Consider the following 26519-nt stretch of genomic DNA (forward strand, 5'->3'; position numbering starts at 1 on the left):
CTTATGTGGTTAAGTATACTTGAAAAGGAGGGAGCTTTTTTTATGTGGAAAAAACCTGTTTTTGCGTTCGTACTTGGATCCGCTTTATTAGTGGGCTGTAATAACACAGCAGATGAAGCAGTAAACGACGTACAAGATGTTGGAGAAAATGTCGGCCAGGATATCAATGAGGGTGTAAACGATGTCCAAGAGGGTGCAGAGGATTTACTACGTGATGATTCCTCAGGTAACCTAAATAACGAAGTGAATAACAACACGGGCACTACTGATTTAGGAGATGACCTAAATGGTAACACAGGTACCCTTAATAATAACGACAATCCTGTTGATGAAGATGGTCAATCAAACAGCGATGGTGCCGGCCAAAATATAAACGGGAATGTTGATAACAACGACGAACGCGTCGATAACGATACAGAAAATCAATAATACATCCCGATTTTGGATGCTACCATGGATCGCCCCAGTAATACGGGGCGATTTTTTTAGTGGCAAATCTTACGTGTACTAAGTAAATTTGGTTATCGCAGGAAAAATGGGTATCCGTACGGGGAAAGTTAAAGCGGGTCATCGCCCAAAATTGGTGGAAAGTTAGTTTAGGGGAAAAGAGAAAGCGGCTCATTGCCCGAAAGCTGGAGAAAAATTCGTTTAGGGGAAGAGAGAGAACGGCTCATTGCCCGAAAGCTGGAGAAAAATTCGTTTAGGGGAAGAGAGAGAACGGCTCATTACCCGAAAATTGGTGGAAAGTTAGTTTAGGGGAAGAGAGAAAGCGGGTCATCGCCCGAAAGCTGGAGAAAAATTCGTTTAGGGGAAGAGAGAAAGCGGATCATCGCCCGAAAGCTGGAGAAAAATTCGTTTAGGGGAAGAGAGAAAGCGGGTCATCGCCCGAAAGCTGAAGAAATCATTATGTACATGCTTAAACAATCAAAAATGTAGATAACTGTGTTAGTGTTTATACAAAGCTAAGTAACCACATACACAGATGTGGCAAAACCTCACGCAAATGAAGATAACAGCACAACCCTAGATAAGCACATACAATCTAACTATCCACACTCCCATCCCATAAATCCACTCCCACACCAAAATAAAAAAAGATTAGGCATGTGTATCCATACCTAATCAGTTTAAGATTCTTTTATGCGTGGGCGTTCGCGCATTCCCTTTTTGAAGCGGGTCATAAGCTCTTCGCTTGATAATTCCTCAGTTAATAGTGAGTTTAATAATGCCTCTGCATACTTGCTTCTTCGAGTTTTGATGGTTCCTTTTAATAAAACGGTGATTTTTTCACCGATTTCGCGGATGTCACTTACCAAAACCTTGAATGGTGCAGGCTCGTTATCTGGAAAAGAAATGATGACATGTACTTCAAAGACTTCATTGGAAGCCTTGAGGTTTTCGAAGGTTGTTTTGTGTTCTTTGGAAAGGAATAATTCAAGAATCCAGGATTTGCGACTGTTTTCTTGATTGATTACGATTCCGTCGATAATGGGAATGTTTTGCCCGCCGTCTTCATTGATCAGGTCAAACGAAAGCATTTTAAACGTCTTCATCAGCAATCCCCCAATATTTTTAGATAATTTTAGTATAACATAGAAAAACTGCGAAAATTAAATTTTGGCCCTTACAATTTTGTGTCACTTCAACTCCATATTCTTACAGCCGCATGGACTTGTCAAAAATCGACAAATTTATCGCTATGTCGAAAAATGATTTTTCAGCTCAAAAACGACGGAAAACCTATATTTTCGGAATTTGCCGAAATTAGTGAGCTCGGTTTATGATGGACTCACAAGAAAGGAGGTGAACGGCATGAACCAAGTCGGACTAGTCGGGAGATTTACAAAAGACCCATTTCTCAAGACATTTTCAGAGAATCGGGTACAAACCAATTTTGTTATAGCGATTAATCGAAACTACCGAAACAACCATGGAAATGTGGAAGCCGATTTCGTTGCCTGCGTAGCATGGGGAAGGCTAGCAGAACGAATTGTCAACTATTGTGGAAAAGGGTCATTGGTAGGCATAAACGGTCGCTTACAAACTAGATCATTTACAAATAAGGAAAATGTAAAAATCTATACAACAGAAGTCATTGTAGATGATGTCCGATTCTTAATCTTAAAGACACCCGAAAATAAGGGTGGAGCTACCAGAAACAATCAAGATGTGTCATCGGATTTTGTTCTTCCTGAACAGGTGGCCAACACTCCAACTCCATAAGACTTGGGCAGTCTGGGAGTGACCAAAACTAGCTGAACTCGAAATGTTGTAGAGGTAACAAAAAGATTTCGCAAAAACCTTTAACTTTCACTAAAAACTAAAACCAACTCTCCTTAGAACAACATAAAATTTTCTCTCCTGTACAATGTAATTTAAAAACTCTCCTAGAATCAAAACAACAAAATCAAAGACTCAACTAATACCTAATCTCAATTTAATCTAAAAATCTCTCTTTTATATGTGTCCTAAACTATAGAAATTATAAATCAGAAAACTCCCTTCCAAATAAAAGCCAATTCATAAATCCATCCTCGATTCACAAATAGCTTGAAAGGAGGTGATAAAAAATCACTACTGCTGACCGCACAGTAGTGACAAAAAATGTCCTAAACTCTACATAGTAGAGAACAAACAATTGAATATGGATAAAACGCAAATTGAATAACGAGAGGCAAAATTAGAGTCGAGTACTACAATACTCGACTCTATACCATATAATTATCTCATCCCATGTGTATCTAGCATTAGTAAATCCATTAATTCATCCTCTTGAAGCTCAGTTAACCAATTGCTCGATTGAATCAATTCTTCAGATAGGGCCGATTTAATTTCAATCATTTTATCGATTTTTTCTTCGATCGTCCCAATGGTTATGAATTTATGAACCTGTACAAATTGTGTTTGTCCGATTCGGTAGGCACGGTCTGTTGCTTGATTTTCAACTGCTGGATTCCACCAGCGATCGGCATGCAATACATGATTAGCTGCAGTCAGGTTTAGACCTGTCCCACCAGCCTTTAAAGATAGTAGGAAAATGGGGAACTCGCCAGCCTGGAAGCTATCCACCAAATTGTCTCGTTGCTGCTTTGGCATACTACCAGTTAAGAAGGGAATATCGATATTGTATAGCTCTGAAAAACAATGCTGTAATAGCTGACCCATACCAATATACTGGGTGAAGATTAAGCATTGCTCCCCGTTGTCCACGATATCTGCTGCAAGCTCAACAATTCTTTTTAGCTTAATAGAACGATTTAACAATGTTTTTGCATCATCATAAGGTTCTTTTAAATATAAAGCTGGATGATTACATAACTGCTTTAGCTTACTCAGCATTTGTAGAATACGACCCTTTTTCTCAAAAGCAGTCATTACCTCAAGCTGTGCCAGTGTATCCTCAATATATCCTTCATACAGCGCGGCCTGTTCACTTGTTAAGGCACAGAATTCTTTCGTTTCCTGCTTTTCTGGAAGATTCAGCATTAAATCTGGATCATTTTTTGTACGACGCATCAGGAATGGACGAATCTTTGTACGTAAGATTTCCTTATGACGATCAGATTCCTCACGCTCAATAGGTACTATAAATTGCTCCTGGAATTTACCGAAGCTGCCTAAATACCCTTTGTGAATAAAGTCAAAAATTGCCCAAAGCTCTGAAAGTCGATTCTCAATAGGAGTACCAGTTAAAGCGATATGATGTTTTCCGTTTAATCGACGAATTGCTCGAGATTGTAAGGTTTGCATATTTTTAATATTTTGGGCTTCATCTAATGCTACACTCGCCCAATTTATGTGCTCTAAGAAGTCAATATCCTGAGAAATCGTCCCGTAGGAGGACAGTACAACGTTTGGTTTTTCACTCTGTATCACGCTTTTAAAGCTATCGTCCTTGATACGATTTGAACCGTAATGAGTCATCACTTTTAAGGATGGTGCAAATCGAACCAGCTCTTTTTGCCAGTTTCCTAAAACAGAAGTAGGGCAAATAATCAATGTAGGCGCAGTTTCGCCTAAATTCTCGTTCGTATATAAAAGATAAGTGATTAACTGTACAGTTTTTCCTAGTCCCATATCATCTGCTAATACGGCACCAAATTTTTGCTCACGCATAAATGTTAACCATTCGAAGCCTTCCTGCTGATAAGGACGTAATTCTGCCTGCAATCCTGTAGGCTTTGGAATAGGGGGAAGACCCTTCTTAGTTGTGAGCTGTTCAATATAATCCTGTAGGGAACGCTGCATTTCGAATGCAAAAAGTGGATCATCCGTTTCAGAATCCTCTTCTTCAAGTGGAGCAGCCAACTCATTCGGTAATTCGCGGAATAAAAGCTCTCGAACAGTCCAGTTTTCTTCCTCTGCCTTATCCATCAGCTCTCGAATCTCATTCATCCAATTAACATCCATACGGAACCATTCATCGCCAATTCGAACAAATTCTCGGTTTTCCTCAACAATTTTGCGGAATTCCTCGGCATTAATTTCTTCGCCATTGACAGATAGCTGCCATTTGAATGCTAAAATATCATCTAACCCAGCGACCGATTTTTGAGATTGGTTACTTGCACTTACACGGACACGCATCTTTGTCTGCTTTAGCTCTCGTAGCCATGCTGGTAAAACAACCTCAAAGCCTAGTGCACTCAATTTAGCAAAGTCATCTCTCAGTAATTTACGAACATCCCCGTCCTCTATTGTGGTATGTATAAACTTGTCAGGGAAAACATGATATGCACGCAAATCCATCAGCTCGAGCATCTGTGCTTGCTGGGTAACGATATCATCTGCAAATTCTAACCATTTTTCAGGGAGTGCCTTTTCAACCGGTAAATGTCTTTTACGAATCGCTGGTGTCCAAAGCTTAGTTGTTTTAGGTGAGCTAAGCACCGTTTCTAAAAGCCATTCCGACGATCCTTCATCTGGTTCACTTAAACGGATGGCCACTTTTAGGTTTCCGATATTACGATCTTTATTTAACGGCCAACCTCCATTTTTGAAGAATGGAAGTAAAGCACGTAAATCTCTAGGATGCAAGCTTGCAAATGCTAATTTTTGATAAGCTGCCGATTTAAGGAGTGATTCCAATTCGTTCAATGTAATATTTTTCTCACGAGTATACTGTTGTACAAACTCATCCTCTAAAAAGCTCTCGGGTAGCTGAAAGGAAAATGAGAAATCACCATTTTCTTTTTCCTCCGTAACGACGTATTCCCATAAAGCACTATTATTCCAAAGGAGCTGTATCGCCTTCATGGATGAAAGGAGCTTTTCGGAATGCTCATCAGCGCCCTTTAGCTGTATAAATGGATGCTTATAAGAAGGCGATAACAAATCGACTAGCTCCACAGTGGGTAAACGAAGATCTGTGTCACTAACATTGGCAGTTAAACCAAAGAAGCTCGGTTCATAACGGAAAAATAATTGCCTTGTCCAATTAATAGGCGACATAGGTGTGTTATCTTCCGTGTAGGCTGTTACAGAAAAGAAAGCTGGTTGCAGTTCTTCTATGGATAATCGAACTATTTTCGTAAAAGGTGTTTGTTGAATTTCTGTCATACCAGTAGGTTTCCTTTCTCTAATTCTTCTTGTAGAGCACGTAGCCGTTTATATTGTTCACGTACAGTCTGAATATAATCAGCCCAAAAGTTAGTTTTTCCACATTTTTTCGAGGCAGACTTCATCATTTTCCAAATTCGCACAGCCTGCTTATAATTCATTCTCGATTTTTGATTTACTTCTTCAAGTGCATAGTAATGGTAAAGTGGCAATGTCATTTCCGGTGCCTCCTCAATTACTTCCTTTAGTCCACAGGTTTCTAGATAAGAAATAGAGGAAGGATATAATTGATGGAGAGCAACCCATTCGCCGTATCGTTTTTCCTTCAGCAAGTAATGAGAATAAGGCTGCACACCATAGCTTCCAAATGCTGAGTAAAGCATCATTTCTTCATGCTCTGAAAGCGGAATATTATCATATAGCTGGTGTATCCTTCTCACATACATTTGTCGTTGAGATGGCACCAAATATCCATTAATATACTCATTTAACAGCGGTAGCATAGCTTTTAAAATCGCATCAGTGGCAATTTCATCGTTACGTGAATGGGCAAATTTAGCCAATCCAAAGTAAACATTCATTTGATCGGGTGCAATGTTTTCTAAATTTTGTTTTAAGGAATCAAAATCCTTTAACAAAATGTGGAAAAGATTAAAGACAGTAGAGAGTGGCACATCCTCACTAATCTCTGACTGCTCATAGCCTTGCAGGATTGCTAATTCCTCTTCAGCCCGTCTTTTTTCGATAAAAACGGTATCCCAGAATAATAAATAAATATTTAATCTTCGACCGATATAACGTTCCTTTTCCAGTAAAAACTCTCGTACTAAAACTTGTAGTGCATCAAAAAATGGATCTGTTGCAAAAAGACGGGATTTCCCAGACAGTTCATGAATGGTATTTTGAATCACTTCAAATCGACGGTCAAAAAAGTACTCAAAGTAATCCGTACCAAAGCTATTTCCGCCTCGCTCAAAATTCACATTTTGCCATAATTTATTTAAAATGGCGATTTCCATAAATAAATTATAGATAGGCTGCCATTCCCGTTCAAAAGGGAGGTGTTTTCTGAGCTTGCCATGTATGTTATCTACTGTGCTAGCAAGAAGGTGTTTTTCGATTAAACGTCCCTCTGGAACAAGATGTGCCATTACCTCGTTTACCATAGCAAGCCAATTTTCAGGAGTGCGTGTGGAAGCAAGCATGTGCAAATTCAAGCTTTTTTTCGTACGCCATTTTGCCGCCCAATCCTGTACAGAATCAATATATTGGAATAAAGCCAAGATAACACTAACCTTATGGCGACACCATGGCTCTTGAGGACAATCACAATTTATTTCACTATTTCGGAAGTTAACGGTCACATGTGTCAGTCGAACATCCTGTACCGATGCATAAAGTGTTGTTGTAGCAGGAACATAGCGCTCTAGGTTAACCGATTTGTTACGTATAGCAAAAAGTGCGCGGCGTATAAGTTCTTCATCCTCAGTGACAGAAGGATGTAATGCTTGCTCTATATTTTCTAGTTGATTTCGAATGAATGCTGCTTGTTCCCATGCAAGTGCTGAAATCGATATCCCCATAGTCATACGCTCCTTAAAAAAACATGTAAGATCAGTGCTTTTTCTTTTACTCATAGTAATTTTCTCATTTCTAACTAAAAAAAGTCTGTCCTTCCATTATAACTTTAAAATGCAGGATTGATAAGTAAAACGGAAAGTTTAGGAAAAAGTCCTCTGTAATTTGGTTGATAATTGGTTTAGCTTGAAGAATACAGGGTATAAGAATTTAACATTAGTTTGTAATTAGTCCAGTGGGTTAACACATTTCCATTTTATTTACAAATATCGATAAAATTAGTAAGATTCTGCTAGTTTGAAAAGCGAAAAGTATGGAGAATATAGCATTAACGAGATACAAAATTCGTATGATACAATAACGGCTTTCAAGGTGGCACCGGCCTTATAGCCCAGAAAATACATATGAATTTGGCTTAAGTTACAACCTAAAGCTGAAATCGCTTTCATTTACTAAAGAATGAAAATGTGTTATAATTAGAAAAATCAGAAAACTTCCAAATTAGGAGGGGATAGTATGATTCAAGTACAGTTTATGAAGCCCTTTTATACAAAAGTAAGCGGAAAGACACTGCGCTTAGTTTTTGCTTATCAGTATTTTTCGATTGTGAAGGATGATGAGTTATATCATTTTGTACCCGTTGAAGGGAAGGAAATGATTATTGACCTAGAAACGAAGCAAATTGAAAATCTGTCAGAGATTTTCGTATTCCAACGTGGAAACCGATTCATTCGTTTACCATTATATCAGCTGCTTTTAATTTCAAATGTGCATGATCATTTAACTCCTATATTGGCCAAAGCAACGACAAGTGACGATACATTAAACGTTATACCGAAAGAGGAATCTCAATCTGAAATGCAAAAAATGATTCGCGAGCTAGAGGAGCAAAACCTAGAACGCCTAATCGACCAAGCTCTAGAAAACCGCGACGAAAAACGCTTCCATGAGCTAGCATCCGAAAAAGCCAAATTATATGGCGCACAAGCTTAATAAAAGATAGGGCACCTCGATTTGCTAATTTGAATCGGAGGTGTTTTTTAATTGAGGATAAATTTGCGGAATTTAGATATGCAACTTTTCAAATGACAGATACGTTATCATTAAAAGGTTAAAAATGCTTCATTGTGACATTAAATTACAAAATACTCCACTGTAATACAAATTTAATTTCACAAAATGGAATGGAAAGTTGTATACTATATTGCGGGATTACATAGTGTTTGCGGTACTAAGAAGGCAAATGCGGTAACATTATTAAAAGGATTTTCGAAACAAGCCATTTATGAAGCTTAAGAATGAGCATAAATCCAGCTTTCGTGGGCATTTTAAAAGAAAATGACCGAAATGACATATACACTCGTTCTCGAAATTTGAAAGGAAGTAACGAATCTTATGACAAAATCAATTTGTGTTGTTGGGTTAGGATATATCGGGTTACCAACAGCAGTTATGTTTGCAAACCATGGCGTGAAGGTTCACGGAGTTGACGTGAATCCAGCAGCTGTGAAAAGTATCCAGGAAAAAACTTTACACATTGAAGAAAACGGACTGCAAGAGCGCTTAAACAAAGCAGTAGATGAAGGCTTTTTAACAGCTTCAACTACGCCACAAGAAGCGGATATCTTTATCGTAGCTGTACCTTCACCAATTAATGCAGATAAAACAGCAAACCTTGAGTATGTGAGACAAGCTACAGCTTCAATCGTGCCATACATTAAAAAAGGCGATCTAGTTATTTTAGAATCAACAGTACCACCAAAAACGGTAGAACGTATCATGATTCCAGAGCTTATCAAAACAGGTCTTGAAATTGGGACAGACATTTACGTATCTCACTCACCAGAACGTGTTATTCCTGGTCGTATTTTTGAAGAGCTGGTAAACAATGATCGTATTGTTGGTGGTATCAACAAGAAATCGTCTGAGCTGACAAAAGAGCTTTACGAAACTTTCGTTAAAGGTCAAATTCACTTAACGGATGCAACTACTGCTGAGCTTGTAAAAGTTATGGAGAACACTTACCGTGACGTGAACATTGCCTTTGCGAACGAGCTTGCGAAAATGGCGGATATGCTAGACGTAAACATTTGGGAAGCCATCAAATTTGCGAACTATCACCCACGCGTGAACGTTCACTTCCCAGGACCTGGTGTTGGCGGTCACTGTATCGCAGTAGATCCATGGTTCCTAGTAGAGCTAGGTGGAGAAAGTGCACAAATCATTAATATGTCTCGTAACACGAATGACAGTATGCCAGCATTCACTGCACAAAAAACACAGGCTATTTTAAATAGAAACAAAGTAGCTGGTGGAAAAGTAGCAGTTCTTGGTTTAGCATTCAAAGGAAACGTTGATGATATGCGTGAAAGTCCATCAACTGAAGTAATTGAAGAGCTTCAGCACCTTGGATTAGAGGTGATTTCTTATGATCCACATATCAAAGAAAACAAGCACGAAACACAAACGCAAAGCCTAGAAGAAGCAACTAAGGATGCGGACATTCTTCTATTCTTAACAGATCATAATGAGTTCAAGGCCTACAACCCATTACAAATCTCGGCAAAACACAAAATCGTATTCGATACGAAAAACTGCTTAAGTCGTGATGCGTGGCAGGAAGCTGGTTTCCAATACCACCTATTAGGCGATGCAAAAAATAAATAAGTAAACTGCACATAAAAAATAAATATCTACTATTTAAGGCAGTGTGCACTTAACAGCATGCTGCCTTTTTAAATTAATATGAGTTTCTACTATAAAAGGACGGATGAAAAGTCATGAAAGAAACTGTACTTGGAATTCAAGTGAATACGGAAAACTACGATAACCTGCTAAAGGAAATTTTCCAGAGAATTGAACGAAAAGAAAAATCACTAATCGTAGCCATCAATCCCGAAAAAATCATGAAGGCAAAAGAAGATCCTTCATTAAAGAAATTATTAAATGATGCTGAGATTCAAATTCCAGACGGAGTTGGAGTTATCATAGCTTCCAAAATCCAAAAGGGGCAGATTACTGAGCGTGTTACTGGCGTTGAAATGATGATGCGTCTATGTGAAGAAGCAGCCAAGAATCAAAAACCAATCTTTTTATATGGAGGAAAGCCTGGAGTAGCAGATACTGCAGCAGCTAAACTTAAAGAGCTGTACCCAGGAATCATCGTTGCCGGCACATTAGACGGTTATGAAAAGGATAACGAAATTGTAAAGGCGAAGATTAATGAAGCAAAGCCGGATATTTTATTCGTTGCAATGGGAAGTCCAAAGCAAGAAAACTGGATCAATGCAAATCGCGAGGAATTACACCCAACAATCTACCAGGGCGTGGGTGGCTCCTTTGACGTATTAGCTGGAACAGTTAAACGCGCACCAGAAGCCTTCCAAAAGCTAGGGCTAGAATGGTTCTATCGTTTAATGAAGGAACCGAAACGTTTCAAACGTCAATTGGCATTGCCTTTATTCTTAGTAGAGGTTGCGCGGAGCTCGAAGAAGTAGTCATTAATATAGTAAATCTAACCAATTAAAGAAAATGGAAAATAAATATGTAAACTTTGTAATTACTGATTGTCCTTTTCTAATTTTGGTGATACACTGTGTCTATAGTAAGATTTTCTCTATGATATAGCTTTAACTTTTCCCTGCAAGGAAAAAAACGGTTGGTAGCCAAAAAAGGAAAGCCTACACATTTTATATGTGTAGGCTTTCTTTTTTTGTTTAATCTATTAGAAGATGCATATTCTACTGAACCATCTAATATACTTATCGAGGGTTAAGGAAGAACTAGAAAGCAAAGTAGATAAGCCTACGGAGGCAATATTATTCTAGTCAAAATACTATATTTATAGTAAAAGAGAAAAAAAGATTAACCACTTATGAAAAAAATATTAAAAAACTATTAAACTTTGCTTCATACGCCCGATAATAAGATTGTTATGACAGTAAAAGAAAATGTTAACCAACCGAAACATTGGAGAAATCCCTGTAATAACAACGAAAATTATTAATCAAACATTATTACCAAATAATGATATGTTTGTTTATGAAAGATTTTGTTGGAATTATAGTTATTTTATGTCATAATAAAAAAGATTTTAAGTTATCAAGACTATTAAATTTATGTTAATCTACATACCTCGACAATTTTCAAGAAGGTACCAAAAAAGGATTGACATAACATTTAGATACTACTAAACTTTTATGTGTAATAGTTTATCTGTACCTATATATAGTTGAGATAACTAGAAAACAATTTTATTTGAATTAGAGGAGGAAATCTTTCTTATGGCTAACCAACCAAAGAAATACACAAAATTCGTAGCAACAGCTGCTACAGCTACTTTAGTAGCATCTGCAATCGTACCAGTTGCGTCTGCAGCAACACCATCATTCCCAGACATCGCAGGTAACGACCACGCGGCAGCGATTGAAGCATTATATGCTGCTGGTCTAATCGGCGGTAAAGCTGATGGAACTTTTGCTCCAAGTGAAAATGTAACTCGTGGACAAGTTGTACAAATGTTAGGTAAATGGGCTGAAAAACAAGGTCTTGAAGTACCAGCTGACTACAAAACAGTTCAACGTTTTAAAGACGTACCATTAACTGCTGATGAAAACTTATTAAAATATGCTGCTCTTGCAAAAGATAACGGTATTTTCACAGGTTCAAATGACAACTTAAATGGTGCTGACAAAATCTCTCGTGAGCATATGGCTGTAGTATTAAACAGTGCATACGCTGCAATCACTGGTACTTCACTAGTTGAAGTTGCTGGAGATGTTTCTGACGTAACAGTTGGAGATCTGGACAAAGTTAATGCTAACTACCGTTCTCAAGTATTAGCACTTAAAAAATTAGGCGTAACTGCTCCTGCTAACTTCAACCCAACTGGTAAAGTTACTCGTGGACACTTCGCTTCATTCTTAAATGCTACAATCAAAGTTGAAGCTCCATCAACTGAAGTAGCTGTTGAATCTGTAAGTGCGATTAACGCAAAATCTTTAAAAGTAACATTCAACACTGCAGCTGACGTAACTGCTGCTGATTTCTCGGTAGCTAAAGGTACTGTTAAATCAAACGTTGCTAACGTTGTTATCGCTGACGATAAAAAATCAGCTACAATCGAATTAACTTCAAAATTAACTAAAGGTGATTACACTGTAACAGTTAAACAAGGTAACAACACTCCTCTTACAGGTACTGTAACTGTAGAAGATGAAAAAGTTGCTGGCTTAGAAATTCTTTCTGATGTAGCTCCAGTAGTAAATACAGATGCTGATGCAGCATTTGAAGAAGCAACTGTTGGTTATCAAGTAACGAACCAATATGGTGAAGATCTTACTAAACTTTTCGGTACATCACTAGTAAAAACTGTTTCTGGTGCTGCTTCTGATGCTACATTAAATGCAGATGGTTCTATCCGTTTCACTCTAGTTGCTAATGCAAAAGTTGGAGATACTATTAATATTACTCTAGTAAATGCTGCAACTGGTGTTTCAACAACTAAAACTATCAAATTATCTGATCAATCTGCAGCTTCTACAGCAACAGTTGGAACTCTTTACAATAAAGATGGTAAAACGTTATCTCAAGATACAGACGTATCTAAAGATAAATTCTACCTACCAATTACTGTGAAAGATCAATACGGTAAAGAAATTACAAGCGCTGCAAGAGCAAATTCTGAATTAATCGTTACAAATACAAACCCAGCAGTAGCAACTTTTGCAAATACAAATGAAATCAAAGAAGTTACAATTGATGGAAAAGATGTATTAGCATTAGAAGTTTCTGGTGTAAGCTTAGCAGGTACAGCTTCTGTTTTAGTAATTGCAAAAGCTAATGGTTCAAATGCACAAGGTTCAGTAACAGTTAAAGAAGGCGTTAAAATTGCTACAGTTTCATTATCTGCTCCAACAGAATTAGTTACAGCTAATAAAGATGTTTACTTCCCATTAACAGTAACTGATACTAACGGAATTGAAGTTAAAACATTAAAAGCTTTAGATGCTATTAATGACACTTTAACTCCATCTACTGGTGAAATTGTTGAAGTTGAAGGAAAAGAAGGCTTATTCGTTAAAGTAACAGACGGATCGGATGCTGGAGAAGTAGAAGTAACTGAAAACGCTCCTTTAACAGTTGTAGTAACTTCTCAATCTGGTAAAGTATCTACTCAAACAGTAACTCCTAAAGCAGAAGCAGTAGCATCTGTTATTACAGGTATCGATGCTGATTTAGCAAATGCACTTCGTGCTGGTGATACTACTGGTGTAACTGTTAAAAACACAGATTTAGTAGTTGAAGACCAATTTGGTCAAGTAATTACTGATAAAGCTGTTCTTGAAACTTTAACATTTGAATTAAGTGCTCCTGACGCTGCAACTTTTACAACTACTAATGGTGCTGCTGCTGATGCATATAAACAATGGACAATTAAACCAGTATCTGGTGCTACTAAAACTTCTGAAAAATTAACGTTCAAATTACGCAAAGATAGTTCAGCAGTTGAAGCAAGCGCATTTACTAAAACATACTCAATCGTGAAAGATGCTGACTTTGCATCATACACAGTAAAAGATGTTCCAACAATCTATGCTGCTGATAATGGTTCTGGTGCTTATCTAGTTGAAGCAGCTTACAATGAAGACATCAAAGTAAATGCTACTACTAAAGATGGTAAAGTAGTAGAATTAACTGAAGGTACAGACTTCGTAGTAACTGGTCAACCTGCAGATGGCGCTGAAGTGAAATTTGCTGACAAAGCAACTACAGCTACAAAAACTGTAACTATCACAATCAACGCTACAGGTGAAGAATTAACAAAAGAATTAACATATTCTAACGTAGCACCAAAAGTTGCTAAAGTTCAACTTGTTAAAAACAATACTGTAGTTAGTACTGAAGTTGCAACACTAGGTGAACCTATTGAAATTACTTCATCTACGAAAATTGAAGAAGTTAAAAATGTTAATTTCGATGGCGGCAAAGTATTCGATTTATCAGAATTAGCTGCTTTAGTAGACTTTGTTATTACTGATACTTATGGTAAAAAAGTAGCGGTAGATGAGTCTGATCTTGATGATTTAGTTCTAACACTTGCTGATGGTGAAGATGATATTGCTCAAACATTAACATTAGCAAAAGTATCTGGTACTGTAACATTTGCTAATAACGGTGCAGCTAATGCTGAAGTATCAGAATTCACTGCTGGTTCAGAATTCAATTCAACAGTTAAATTTGGCGGTGTTACAGGTAATGCTGTAAAAGTAATTGCTGATGCTAAGCATACTCCAACTGCTGATGCAGCTGCAGCTCTAGCAACAGCTAAAACAAATCTAACTAATGCAATTGCAGCAGCTAATACTAATCTTGGAACTGGAACTGTGACTGCTGATGGACTTGGTGCTGGAAATGTTACAGCAGCTGAAAAAACTGCATATACTGATGCAATTGCAGCAGCAACAGCTGTAAAAAATAATGCAGCTTCAACAACAGCACAGTTAAATACAGCAACAACTGATTTAGGAACTGCGACAACAACATTTAATACTGCTAAACAATAATAGTTTAAACTTAACTTTATTTTATAAACTAGTTATCTAGTGAATAAAGAAAAATTGACACCTTATAATGATAGCGACTTTGAAAAAAGCCTATGTATTATAGGGTGTTTTTTTACTAAGTAAAGTTTAGAGCAGGTTTGGTGCTTGTCACCACTGAAATTTCTCGTGTGAAACTTGAAAGCCCTGTAGAGAATTCTCTACAGGCTTTTTTATTTCTTTTTTCCTCAATATACTGGACAAACTCAGACTGCCCGAAATTCAATAGAATCCGGACGTTTCGGGTATAATCTCGGTAAGTCTTTTTTCTATTGAGAAAATAGTTAAACAATGAAATAAACCCTTCCTAAATTAAAGGGAAATTATTAGCTGTTTTAATATCCGTTAATTTCAATATAGGACTACTTCAAAGTTGCTCACTTTGAAGTAGTCTTTTGTATATAGTTTGTCGTGTATGGAGCCTTTTGAGAAAGGACTTTCATTCAACCCCTTTGTCCCTTAGCGATAAACTTTCACCGCGTAATAGAATAAGTTTGTGCTGGAAAATTTATTTTTTTATGTATTTATTAGGTAATTTTTGTTAACAATACTCTTGAAGCAACAAAATTAAAATAATAGAAGGGTGGGATTAAGTGAACTTATCAAATAATTATTGGATTAGCAACAATGCTGCGATTCCATTAGAAAATAGGAAAATTTTAAATGAATTCTTGCTAAGCTATAAATTAGCAAACAAGGCAGAAGCAACTATTACAAAATACAAATCAATTTTAGAGAGATTTTTAAGTGAGTGTACTGTTCCAATTGAAGAACTAACATCAGATGATGTTCTTAAATGGTTTAATGAGTATTCAATAGATAAAAAGGAAAAAACATTAGACTTAGTTCTTTCCTCCTTATCTTCATTCTTTAAATTTTGTATTGCCGAAGAGTATTTGGGTCAAATGGTGATAAAGAAAAGATGGCGGCCTAAAATACCTCATTCACTACCCAAATATCTAACTGAGCAAGAGTATGCTAGAGTCAAAATCGCTGCCGAAAAGTTATCTATTCGCGATCGAGCACTAGTTTTATTTTTATTTTCTTCTGGATGCCGTAGGTCCGAAGTGGTTCAGTTGACAATTAAAGATGTCAATATTGACCGTCGAACAGCAGAAGTCAAAGGGAAAGGGAAAAAGATACGACATGTCCATTTCTCTGAAGAATGTGCCCTAATCTTAAAGGATTATTTAAGTACAAGGTTACTTAAATCAACGGATCCATTATTTTTGAATAAACATGGAAAACCTCTTCAGCAAAATGGCATTTATCTAGTAATATCGAAACTTGGAAAATTAGCAAAACTTAACCAGTCTTTACATCCGCATAGTTGCCGTCATACATTTGCAACCAACATGTTGTCAAAAGGTGCAGGACTTCCATTTATTGCAGATGAATTGGGACATAGCAACTTAAATACGACTCGCATCTATGCTCGTATTCCGACGGAAGATGTGATTCTGGCCTATCAAAATATAATGGGGTGAATGAATATGAATTTGGAAGTACAAAGATCATTTTTTAATGACCATCAAGCTCGATTTAGCTCAGAAACTATTCGTAGTTATCAAATTTCATTGAGGCAGTTTTTTAGTTTTTGTAATAAAAATTATAATGAAGTAAGGGCTGCGGATGTTCGTGCATGGCTTGCATCATTAGAAGAAAAGAGTTTAAAACCTCGAAGCATTCATTTGAAATTATCAGCACTAAAATCCTTTTATAATTATTGTATGGAAGAAAACATGCTGAAAAAAGATCCTACACTTACAATTCAGCCTCCTAAAATTGACGATTCCCTACCAAGATATTTAAGTAAACGGCAAGTGGCACTATTACAAGAATTAACAAAAGGAGACCGGAGAGATCGTGCTTTAATTGAAACCTTCTATGTAACTGGTGTCAGAGTGAGTGAGTTAATAAATATACGATTAGAAGACATTAAGTGGGATATGCGGCAAATATGGATTAAAGGAAAAGGAAAAAAAGTTAGGTTTGTATTGTTTACAAATGAGTGTGAAGTGAGGTTAAAAGCCTATCTTCATGAACGGGAGATACAAAGTGATTATTTATTTTGTAATAGAAAAGGTGGAGCATTAAGTAGGGTTTTTATTGAGAAAAAATTCACAGCATTCTCCGATAAACTTGGATTTAAGATTGTTCCACATATGATGCGACATACATTTGCGACACATTTAACTGAGAAGAATATGGATTTTAGTTATATACAGGAACTTCTTGGTCATTCGAATATTAATAGTACTCGTGTTTATACACGACTGATGGATAATGCCCGTAAAAAACAGTATGATCGTTACCGCTAAAAAGAAACAGATGATTTAGAGAGTCCTATACAAAGAATTTATATAACAGTGAAGCAGGGAGGGGAATATGGATAATTTAAAGTTAAAGGTAACGTTGCCCATAGCTGAGAATCAAAAAGCAATCAATGAGTTTCTTTTAGTAGAAGCAAATACTACGAATAAATCAAGCAAAACCCTGTTTTCTTACCGCAAGAAATTACAAACCATTTTTCAGGACATAACAGTTCCATATAATCTGCTTCAACCCGATGATATAAACAAATGGCTTATGACGAAAAAACATTTGAAAGATAGCACCATTCAGAAATATGAATCCGTAATGAGAGTGTTTTATCGCTTTTGTATTAAGGAAGGTTATTTAGAAAAATCGCCGATAGAAATTAAGCCAAGAGAAAATAAGCCAAGCGAAAATGGAGGGAAGATTACACAAAACTATTGGGAATTAAGACGTGAATTACCCAATGCAGATAACCAAAGAGTGGTCAATGAATTTTTATTTACAATGAAAAACCTGAATAGAAAAGTAAATACAATTGTTGTTTATCGGGGATGTTTAAGTTATTTTTTTAAGGATTGGGAAAAGGCGTTTACTTCCATTACATTAGATGAAATTCGACAATGGTTCAACGAAGAACAAAAAAAGAAAACTGAAAGTAATATAGATGATAGATATATAAAACCCCTTCGTAGCTTCTACAGCTTTTGTGAGGAAGTAGGTTATATAGTAGAACCACCGATAGAAAAGAAAAGTTGGAATAGAACGCCGGAAAGGTATTGGGAGATACAACGTCCTTTAAGAAATAGAAAGAACAAAGTAATAATTAATGAATTTCTATTCAATCTAAAAAATATAAACAAGACTAAGCGAACTATTGAAAATTATAGGGTTATCTTACAATTCTTTTTTAAAGAGAGAAAAGAATTGTTTTCCTCTATAACCTCGATAGATATCGATCATTGGATGAATGACCAGATAAAGAATAAAAGTAAAGATACTGTGGGTAGAAATTTATCTGTTATCCGTACTTTTTATCGTTTTTGTATAAAGCAGGGGTATATGGAAAAATCGCCTGTAAAATACCCGTGGGAACGAGATGGTTCAAATAGAAAGTATTGGGAGTTAAAGAGTCAATTGCTAAACGATAAGAATCATCAAGTTATCAACGAATATCTATTAAGTATTAAATTAGCCAATTTAAGTGAACGGACGATTCAAGATAGACGATTCTATTTAGAGAGATTCTTTAAGAACGAAAAGGAATCGTATGATAACCTTAAATCCGAGTACATTCAAAAATGGTTTATCGAACGTAAGGAAATGTTGCAAGAAACTACAATTAGTAGCTATTTAAGTATGCTCTCCGCATTTTACTTATTCTGTGTAGAAGAAGGCTATGTGGAAAAATCGCCCATCAAATCTCGCTGGTTTCCAAGATTACCAAAACCGATGCCAAAATATTTGGAAAAAGAGCAAATTGCCAAAATCCGAATGCAAAGTGAAGAACACCCGCTTCGAGATCTTTTGATAGTGGAATTCTTGTACGCGTCTGGTTGCCGAATCGGTGAACTAAATACGCTTAACCGAACAGATGTAGATATAGAAAATCGAACAGCCCTTGTCTTAGGAAAAGGAAAAAAATTTCGTAAGATTCATTTTACAGTGAAATGCGCTATTTTACTTGAACGATACCTTGAAACCCGTGATGATAATCATCCGGCCTTATTTCTCTCAGAGCGAGAAACTCGGCTTGGGATTCAGCGAATTCGCGACATTCTAAAGAATATCGGAAAACGAGTCAATCTTGTCGGATCACTTCACGCGCATCGATTTCGTCATACATTCGCAACGGAATTATTAGCGAAAGGGGCTGACCTTTCATTTATAGCAGATGAATTAGGGCATAGGAATCTTCAAACAACACAAATTTATGCGCGTCTTCCGAAACGAGAATTAATTTTGATGTATCGGAAGTATATGAGATAAGGAGGAAGATGAAAATAATGGAGAAGGAAAAATACATTAAACAGTTTAAAGTAGATTACCATTTTCGTTTGACAAAGAAAACCTTAAAAGGGTATATCTTAGCGGTCAATCAATTTTTAGATCATTCGAATGTACCACTGGCGCAGATCTCAAAACGAGATATCCGAAATTGGTTAAAATACCTCATGGAAAATGGCTATGGACCCAGTACAATCAATGGTAAACTTGCTGCTCTGAAAACATTTTTTAAATATTGTTGGGAAGAAAGAATAATTCAGAAAAATCCAGCAAAGGATATTTTATCCATAAAGCGAAACGAAACATTACCACGTTATTTGGAACATGAACAACTAGCGAGACTTCGAAGGTTAAAGGACGTGACATTAAAGGAGCGCGCAATCATCGAGACGTTATATGCAACTGGAGTCAGAATTAGTGAACTTATGGTCATGAATAAAGATGATATCAATTGGTCAGAAAGGAGTATCATGATTCGTAAAGGGAAGGGGAAAAAAGAACGGATTGTCTTATTCAACCAGGAATGTGCCCACTATTTGAAAACTTATCTAGCTAGCCGTACAGACGATTTACCCTATGTTTTTTTAAATGTTGCCGAAACAAATCGTATTTACGATAAGTGGATTGGAACACAATTTCGCTCTTATTCAGAAAAATTAGGTTTTAAAGTAGCTCCACATATATTACGGCATACCTTCGCCGCCCATCTCGCACAAAAAGGGATGCAACTGGAAGGAATTCAAATGTTACTAGGTCATGAGAAGCACCATACCACCCATTCGTATGCACGCTTATATGAACATGCAAGAAAAGAGTTATATGATGAATGGATGTAAGTTCATGAAAATAAGGATTGTTGTATCGCTTCGTCTATCGAAACGGTTACGATAATCCTTTTTGTTTGTTTTGATTGATTTTAGCTATACTAAAAATTAGAGCACGCTCATCGATAAGATACGCGGTTCCTCCTAGACACGTTCAAAACTAGAGGGGAGTCGTCTCGATAAAACGCGAACCAGGAGAATGACTAATAGACCTTTTACCTATACTAACAACGATTTTTGAAAAAGACCTTAAACCCTTGGTATGACTAGGGTTTAAGGCTTTTTTTGTTATGTAAGGTTGGAGCGGAAAGTGCAATTAACGCAAAAACTTTAAAAGTAGAATTCAATAATGCTGTTGCAACAGCTGACCAAGCAAAAGCTACTTTCGATGTTAAACGTGGATCATCTAACGTAAGTTTAACAGCGAAATGGAATGCTGATGGTAAATCAGTAGAATTATCTTCATCTGCTAACTTATTAGCTGGTGATTATACTGTAGCTGTAAATGGTTTATCTGAAAAAGCATTAACAGGTACGACAACTGTTAAAGCTGTTAAAGCAACTTCTTTAGACGTAGCTTCTACAGTATTATATGATGCAACAGCTGAAGCACCTGTAAATGTATCATTAAAAGATCAATATGGTGAAGAGTTAACATTAAACAACTCAGATTTCACTAAAACTGCATACAACAAAACTCAAGGTAAATCTGTAACATTAGGTTTCAATGGAACAGATAAAGCTTACTATGTAAATACATCAGCTAATGAAAATGATTTCAAAGTAGACGATGTTATCACTGTAACTTTCATTCACAATGAAACAGGTTTAACTGTTACTAAAGAATTAAAAGTTGTAGCTGCTTCTACTTTAGACGCTATTACTTTTGGTAACGTAGAACTTCCAAAAGATAAAACAATCTTAACTTCTAACTTAACAGACGTTAAAGTTGCTTACACTGCTAAAGACCAATATGGTGAAGAAGTTGTTATTGACCCATCTGATGTTGAAATCGTAACTTCTGATGCATCTATCTTAGCTAAAAATGATGTTTCTTTCGTAACTGAAGAAAAAGTAAACAAAGTTAAAATTGCTAAATTTGGTAAAGAAGGTACTGTTACTTTAACATTATTAAGCAAAGCTTCAGGTAAAACTGCAACTGTAACTCTTGATGTGAAACAAGCTCCAGGTGCTATTTCTGAAGTTATCCTTGGTACTTCTGAATTAACTGTAGCAGCTAACTCTACTGCACATGTTGGCGTAACAGTGAAAGATAACTATGGTACAGAAATTAAACCAGCTGACTATGTTTCTGGTAAATTTAATGTCACTTCTTCAAACCCATCAGTTGTTGCTGCAAACGCAGTTGGAATTGTAAATACAACTGGTGATAATTATGGAAAAATTTCAGTTGCTGTAGCTGGAAATGCACAAAAAGGTGCAACATCAACAATTACAGTTACTGATGCAATTACTGGTAAAACTTACGGTTCATTTGTAGTAACTGCTGGTGAAGTAGCTGTGCCAACTACAATTGATGTAGCTAAAACTTCAAAACATGCATCTAAATTAGCTGTTGGTGCTGAAACTACAGTAACTTTCACTACATTAGATCAATATGGTAACGCAGCTGTATTAGGTGATTTCACTACTAACTATAAAATTAAAGGTACTGCTGATAATTTCACAGTTACAAAAACTTCACCTACAACTGCTAAAATTGAAGCTGATAAAGTTGGAACTGCAGTAGTTGTTGCAGAACTTAAAAATGCTGCTGGTGATGTAGTAGCTTCTAAAGAAGTATCATTAGAAGTAGTAGCAAACTCATCTGAGGCAGGTCTTGCGATTTCTGATATCGCTACATTAGCTGCAGTTGACCCAGCAGATGAAGATGCAGTATTAGCTTCAGCTTATAAAGAAGCAGTAAAAGTTAAAACTGCTGATGGTGTAGCATTACCATCATCATCAATTATTTCTGTAACTTCATCTAATCCAGCTGTTGCTATGGTTGCTCTAGATGTAGATGGAAACTACTACGTAGCCGGTAAAGCTGCAACAACTGATGCAAGTGGTAAAGTAATTGATGCTAAAGCTACAATTACAGTGGTATATAATGCTACAGATAAACCAGTTACATTAACTAAAGAAGTTACTGTTTCTGCTACACCTGTTGCAGTATCTGAAATTTCAGTAGTGGACAAAGCTCAAACTGCAATTGATACAGATTTAACTGAAGATGCAGAACAAGTACCAACAATCACTGTTGCAAACTTTGACGCATTATCAGATGTTGAGTTATTCCCAGTAGTTAAAGATAACTTTGGTCGTTACCAAGGTGCAACTTTAGCTTCTAACCCAGCTGTATTTACAGACGTACAAATTTCGATTCAAAATGCTAAAGGATTTGTAGATGTTGATGGTGACGATACTATTACTTTAGGATCTGATGATGAATTAGTATTTACAACATTTGAAGATAACTTAATTAACTCTACAGATGGTAAAGCATCATTCCGTATTCTATTAACTAACGGTTCAAAAGTTCAATTTGTAGATGTAACTGTTAATGGTGGAACTACTGTTGCGCAAGCAGCAGCAGCAGCAGTTACGGCTGCAACAGATGCAGTAGTAACTGCAGAAACATCTAAGTCACAAGCTGATGTAGACGCAGCACAAGCATTAGTAACAGCATTACCTACTGACGTAGCTCCAGCTACAACAAAAGCTGATTTACAAGATCGTTTAGCTGCAATTACTGTAACTCCTTAATAAAACGAAATATTAATCAATAAATAAGTAGTATATAAATATTTAAAAAGAAGCCCTAAATGAGAGAAATCTTGTTTATGGCTTTTCTTTTTATTTTGTGATTAAACTAAATTTTTTCAATGAAATCTGTAAAATACTAAAATTGATTTTTGAGTATAGTGGATATAAGTACTATAAATTATGATAATTCTGAAATAATAGGAAACAAAGTAATGCAAATATAGTCAAAATAACGATTTTTTATAAGTATAATGGATGAGTGGTTAAGTGGAGTTATATGAGTAATATTCAAAGAATTCCTTGGTTAACTCGTTCTTATAAAATTATAGATAAATAACTTTTCTATACATTTTAACAAGTAAAATCGCTTTAACTTAAAGTTATAGGAATTTAATCTTTTATATAAAATAAATACGATTCTTTAGCACTAACAAACCTTTCCACTTTCACCACAACTATATCACTTTTCCCTCTTTTTTATCATTTATCTATCACTCTATTTGTTATATGATTGTTTTGTAAGACAGAAACAAACAAAAACAATTTATCTCACAGGGGGATTTATATAAATGACAAACAATAAAACTTTCAAATATTTCAATACAGTAATGGCAGCAGCAGTAGTAGCATCTGGGGTAGCGGTAGTAGCGCCACAAGCAGCTGATGCATCAGAATTAAAGTTCACAGACGTTAAAGCAGGTGACTATTATTATGAAGCTGTAATGAATTTGGCTGAAAGAGGAATTGTTAAAGGATATAATGGCACTGGTACATATGGACCGGAAAACAATATTACACGTGGACAAGTCGCTGTCATTCTAGCAAATGCTTTAGGCTTAGATACTGATAATGTAACGGATCCAGGATTTAAAGACGTTCCAAAATCTCATGATTACTATGGTGCAATCGCAGCACTTGCGAATGCGGGACATATTAGTGGGTATGAGGATAAAACATATAAACCAGGCGAGAAAATCAATCGCTATCATATGGCTTTGATTCTTGCTTCGGCGTTTAATTTAAAAGCTAAAAATGTAGAATCACTTCCATTCATAGATGTGATGGATGTATATAAAGACAAAATTGCTGCACTTTATGATAATGGTGTAACTGCAGGTAAAACAGCTACTACTTTCGGTGGTAACCAAAAAGTAACTCGTGGCCAAATGGCATTATTCATCGTAGCTGCTGAAAAAGCTGCATATCCTACGATGACAGTATCTGAAATTAAAGATTCAAAAGTTTATACAGCAGATGGTAAAGAGTATACGTACTCTGAAGATGTTGCGGCAATCTTTGCAGAAGCTAACCATAAGGCTCTAGAAAATGCTGATATGGGTGTAATCGTTGAAAAAGGCGTAATTGTAGATGTTTATTTCCTTGCTTTAAATAATGCAGGCACTGAAGCAGAGCCAGTTGTATTTGACGGTGGCGATTCATTTATCTTAGGTGACCTAGTAGTGAATGCTGACTGGTTAGAAGTGAAAAACCTAACAGTACTTGGTGATTTATATATCACAAGTGAAGTTGTAAACAGCTTATCAGTTGACATGGTAGATGTTGATGGTGAAGTCTTCGTTGAAGAGATTGAAGCAGCAGAAGAATCTCCTGTTGCTTCATTAAAAAAAATATTACCATTCAACACTGCAGCAGCAAATGCAAAATTAAGCTTTGTTGATTCAACTATTAAATCAATCGATACTGAACGTAACAATCTTGAAATCACTTCTAACACAGCGATTTCTGAAGTGAAATTATCTAAAAATGTTAACGCAATTCAGTTAAATGCTGCAGTTGAGGCAGTGACAGTTAACAATGCAAAGGAAGTTCAAATTTCAGGTACTGGTTCTATCAACAAAGTAACAGTAGCTGAGGCTGCACAGGTAACTTTAAATGTACCTGGTCAAGTGAAAGAGCTTGTTGTTGCAAACAAGGATGCAAAAGTATCTTTAGGTGAAAATGTAACAGTTGAGAAACTAGTTGTACCAACAGAATCAGACTATGCAACAATTATCGATAACTACGAGAATGTAAAAGGAAATATTACTGGTGTACAAGATGAGCAAGGTGCTGTTATCGATACAACAGCTGTAGAAGCTTCAACAATCGAAGAATTACAAGCTGCATTAGCTGATACTCATGTGAAAACGATCAACGTAACAGCTGATATTGAAAACTTAACTGAAAGAATCGTTATTGATCGTGCTGTAACGATCAACGGTGGTGGACATACAATCAGCTTTGCAGATGCAATCAACGATCTTGCTTATGGTAGCCGCCAAGGTATCGTAGTAATGGCTAGTGATGTAGCAGTTAAAGACTTAAATGTTCAGCTAACTGAAAAAGCTGAGTGGCAAGGTGCTTATGCTGTACAGGTTTATAATGCTCAAAATGTAACAATTCATAACTTTGCTGCTACAGGTGCAGATGCTGGTTTACTTGTGAACGGTTCAAAAGTGAAGCTAACTGGAACAATCGATGTAAGTGGTAATGAATTTGGTGGTATCGAATCATCAATCGGTAGCGAGTTAACAGAAGCATCTTCAATCGTTACAACTGAAGCTACTTTAGTAAACACTTCTGAAGTCTATGGTTTACCTACAATTTGGGAAGACAAAGTAACAGGTACAGTTCAATCTGCTGAAGGTGCATTAAAAGTAAATGATGCAGTAAAAGATGGACAAGTACAATACTATTTAACAAACGCTGCAACAACAGTAGAGGTTGAAACTCTTGCTGAATTACAAGCTGCATTAGATCGTGCTGATATCCAAACTATCAATTTAGTAAAAGATATCGAGGAAGTAGCTTCAACAATTGTAGTTGACCGTGCTGTAACAATCGAAGGTAACAACCATACAATCAGCTTCACAGATGCTATCAACGGACAAGCTAATGGAGGTCGTCAAGGAATCGTAGTACTTGGTGATGATGTAACAATCAATAACTTAGCTGTTCAATTAACTGAAGAAGCTAATTGGCAGGGTGCTTACGCAGTACAAGTTTATAATGCTGAAAAAGTAGTGCTAAATAACTTCACTGGTACAGGCGCAGACGCAGCAATTCTTGTGAATGCCTCTCAAGTGGACTTAACAGGTACAACAACAGTTTCAGGCAATGAATTCGGTGGTATCGAAGTTTCAAAAGGTACGGAAGAAGGATTATCAAACTCTGTATTAAATGTAACAGGTACAATTGCAAACGAATCAGAAGCTACAGGTGAGCCAACAATCTGGGTAGTTCATAACAATGATAATGCAAAAACAGCTCAAGGAACTGTATCAGGTAGCGCTTTAGACTCTGCAGTAGTGAACTATATCGACAAAACAGCAGGATACCAAACTCAGTACTATACTCAAAATGCTCCAGTTCAGTTAGTTAGTTTTGGAGGCGACAAAACTGTATGGAACTCTATGAACCTTGCTTATATCGAGGTAGTTGCTCAGTCTGAAAACGGTTTGAAAGAATTAGAAGTAGACCACAATATTCAAGGTTTACCAGAGTTTAGTGTATATGCAAGTGAGGAAAATCCATATGGTACAGACACTGAAAAAGCAAAATTCGAAGCACTTGGTGTAATGGTGACTTATAATGCAGAAGCTAAAAAATGGACTATTGAATTTGGTTCTACAATAACAAACCAAATGGCAAAACAAAAAGATGTGACATTCTATGTAGTAGTGGCTGATGAAAAAGGTTATACTTTTGGGTCAATGTACAATACTGCTGAAGAAAATACATTTAAATTAGCGTTCTAAAATTTAAATACTAATAATATCAAAAAGGAGTTAGTTCAGTGATTACTGAGCTAATTCTTTTTATTTAATTTGTTGAATATTTCGTTATTAAAAGTAAAGACAAAGAA

The 26519-nt window shown here is 36.3% G+C and carries 15 protein-coding genes; 12 read left to right on the top strand and 3 right to left on the bottom strand.

Annotation, left to right across the window (positions count from 1 at the left end; all coding sequences use genetic code 11):
* The first annotated feature begins 42 nt into the window (after positions 1-42).
* Positions 43-429, top strand: a complete 387-nt coding sequence (locus tag BJ095_RS04905) for a hypothetical protein (protein ID WP_107932535.1) — start codon at positions 43-45, stop codon at positions 427-429.
* A gap of 698 nt (positions 430-1127) precedes the next feature.
* Here the strand turns inward: BJ095_RS04905 and BJ095_RS04910 are convergent.
* Positions 1128-1553, bottom strand: coding sequence for a YwpF family protein (locus tag BJ095_RS04910; RefSeq protein WP_107932536.1), 426 nt, complete (start codon positions 1551-1553; stop codon positions 1128-1130).
* Positions 1554-1812: 259 nt separating this feature from the next.
* Here BJ095_RS04910 and BJ095_RS04915 point away from each other — a divergent pair, with 259 nt between their 5' ends.
* On the top strand, positions 1813-2223 hold the full coding sequence (locus BJ095_RS04915) for a single-stranded DNA-binding protein (protein WP_107932538.1): 411 nt from the start codon (positions 1813-1815) through the stop codon (positions 2221-2223).
* Between the two features lie 498 nt (positions 2224-2721).
* Here the strand turns inward: BJ095_RS04915 and BJ095_RS04920 are convergent, their stop codons facing one another.
* On the bottom strand, positions 2722-5559 hold the full coding sequence (locus BJ095_RS04920; RefSeq protein WP_107932540.1) for a DEAD/DEAH box helicase: 2838 nt from the start codon (positions 5557-5559) through the stop codon (positions 2722-2724).
* Positions 5556-7142 carry a hypothetical protein gene (locus BJ095_RS04925; protein WP_107932541.1) on the bottom strand — a complete coding sequence of 529 codons (1587 nt, stop codon included), beginning with the start codon at positions 7140-7142 and terminating at the stop codon, positions 5556-5558. The genes BJ095_RS04920 and BJ095_RS04925 overlap by 4 nt, the downstream gene beginning before the upstream one ends.
* A gap of 511 nt (positions 7143-7653) precedes the next feature.
* On the opposite strand from BJ095_RS04925, the gene BJ095_RS04930 reads away from it, so the two are divergent.
* The 10 genes from BJ095_RS04930 (at position 7654) to BJ095_RS04975 (ending at position 26412) form a co-directional block, all read left to right on the top strand.
* Entirely contained in the window at positions 7654-8130 is a 477-nt protein-coding gene (locus BJ095_RS04930) for an IDEAL domain-containing protein (RefSeq protein WP_107932543.1), read from the top strand.
* Between the two features lie 402 nt (positions 8131-8532).
* Positions 8533-9804, top strand: coding sequence for a nucleotide sugar dehydrogenase (locus tag BJ095_RS04935; RefSeq protein WP_107932545.1), 1272 nt, complete (start codon positions 8533-8535; stop codon positions 9802-9804).
* A gap of 113 nt (positions 9805-9917) precedes the next feature.
* Positions 9918-10634, top strand: coding sequence for a WecB/TagA/CpsF family glycosyltransferase (locus tag BJ095_RS04940; protein WP_107932546.1), 717 nt, complete (start codon positions 9918-9920; stop codon positions 10632-10634).
* Between the two features lie 786 nt (positions 10635-11420).
* A complete protein-coding gene (locus tag BJ095_RS04945; RefSeq protein WP_107932548.1) occupies positions 11421-14702 on the top strand; it encodes an S-layer homology domain-containing protein in 3282 nt (1093 codons plus the stop codon).
* A gap of 629 nt (positions 14703-15331) precedes the next feature.
* Positions 15332-16225 carry a tyrosine-type recombinase/integrase gene (locus BJ095_RS04950; protein WP_107932550.1) on the top strand — a complete coding sequence of 298 codons (894 nt, stop codon included), beginning with the start codon at positions 15332-15334 and terminating at the stop codon, positions 16223-16225.
* Positions 16226-16231: 6 nt separating this feature from the next.
* Positions 16232-17059, top strand: a complete 828-nt coding sequence (xerA, locus tag BJ095_RS04955) for a site-specific tyrosine recombinase/integron integrase (protein WP_107932552.1) — start codon at positions 16232-16234, stop codon at positions 17057-17059.
* Between the two features lie 67 nt (positions 17060-17126).
* Positions 17127-19043, top strand: a complete 1917-nt coding sequence (locus BJ095_RS04960; RefSeq protein WP_107932554.1) for a tyrosine-type recombinase/integrase — start codon at positions 17127-17129, stop codon at positions 19041-19043.
* 17 nt (positions 19044-19060) lie between these two features.
* Positions 19061-19897 (top strand): tyrosine-type recombinase/integrase, encoded by an 837-nt coding sequence (locus tag BJ095_RS04965; protein ID WP_107932556.1) that lies wholly within the window; start codon positions 19061-19063, stop codon positions 19895-19897.
* A gap of 273 nt (positions 19898-20170) precedes the next feature.
* A complete protein-coding gene (locus BJ095_RS04970) occupies positions 20171-22654 on the top strand; it encodes a hypothetical protein (RefSeq protein WP_107932558.1) in 2484 nt (827 codons plus the stop codon).
* A 569-nt stretch (positions 22655-23223) separates the two neighbouring features.
* The gene (locus BJ095_RS04975; RefSeq protein ID WP_107932560.1) at positions 23224-26412 is read left to right on the top strand and encodes an S-layer homology domain-containing protein; all 3189 of its coding nucleotides are present in this window, start codon (positions 23224-23226) and stop codon (positions 26410-26412) included.
* Positions 26413-26519: the final 107 nt, after the last annotated feature.

Source organism: Ureibacillus chungkukjangi (assembly GCF_003217295.1).
GTDB lineage: Bacteria > Bacillota > Bacilli > Bacillales_A > Planococcaceae > Ureibacillus > Ureibacillus chungkukjangi.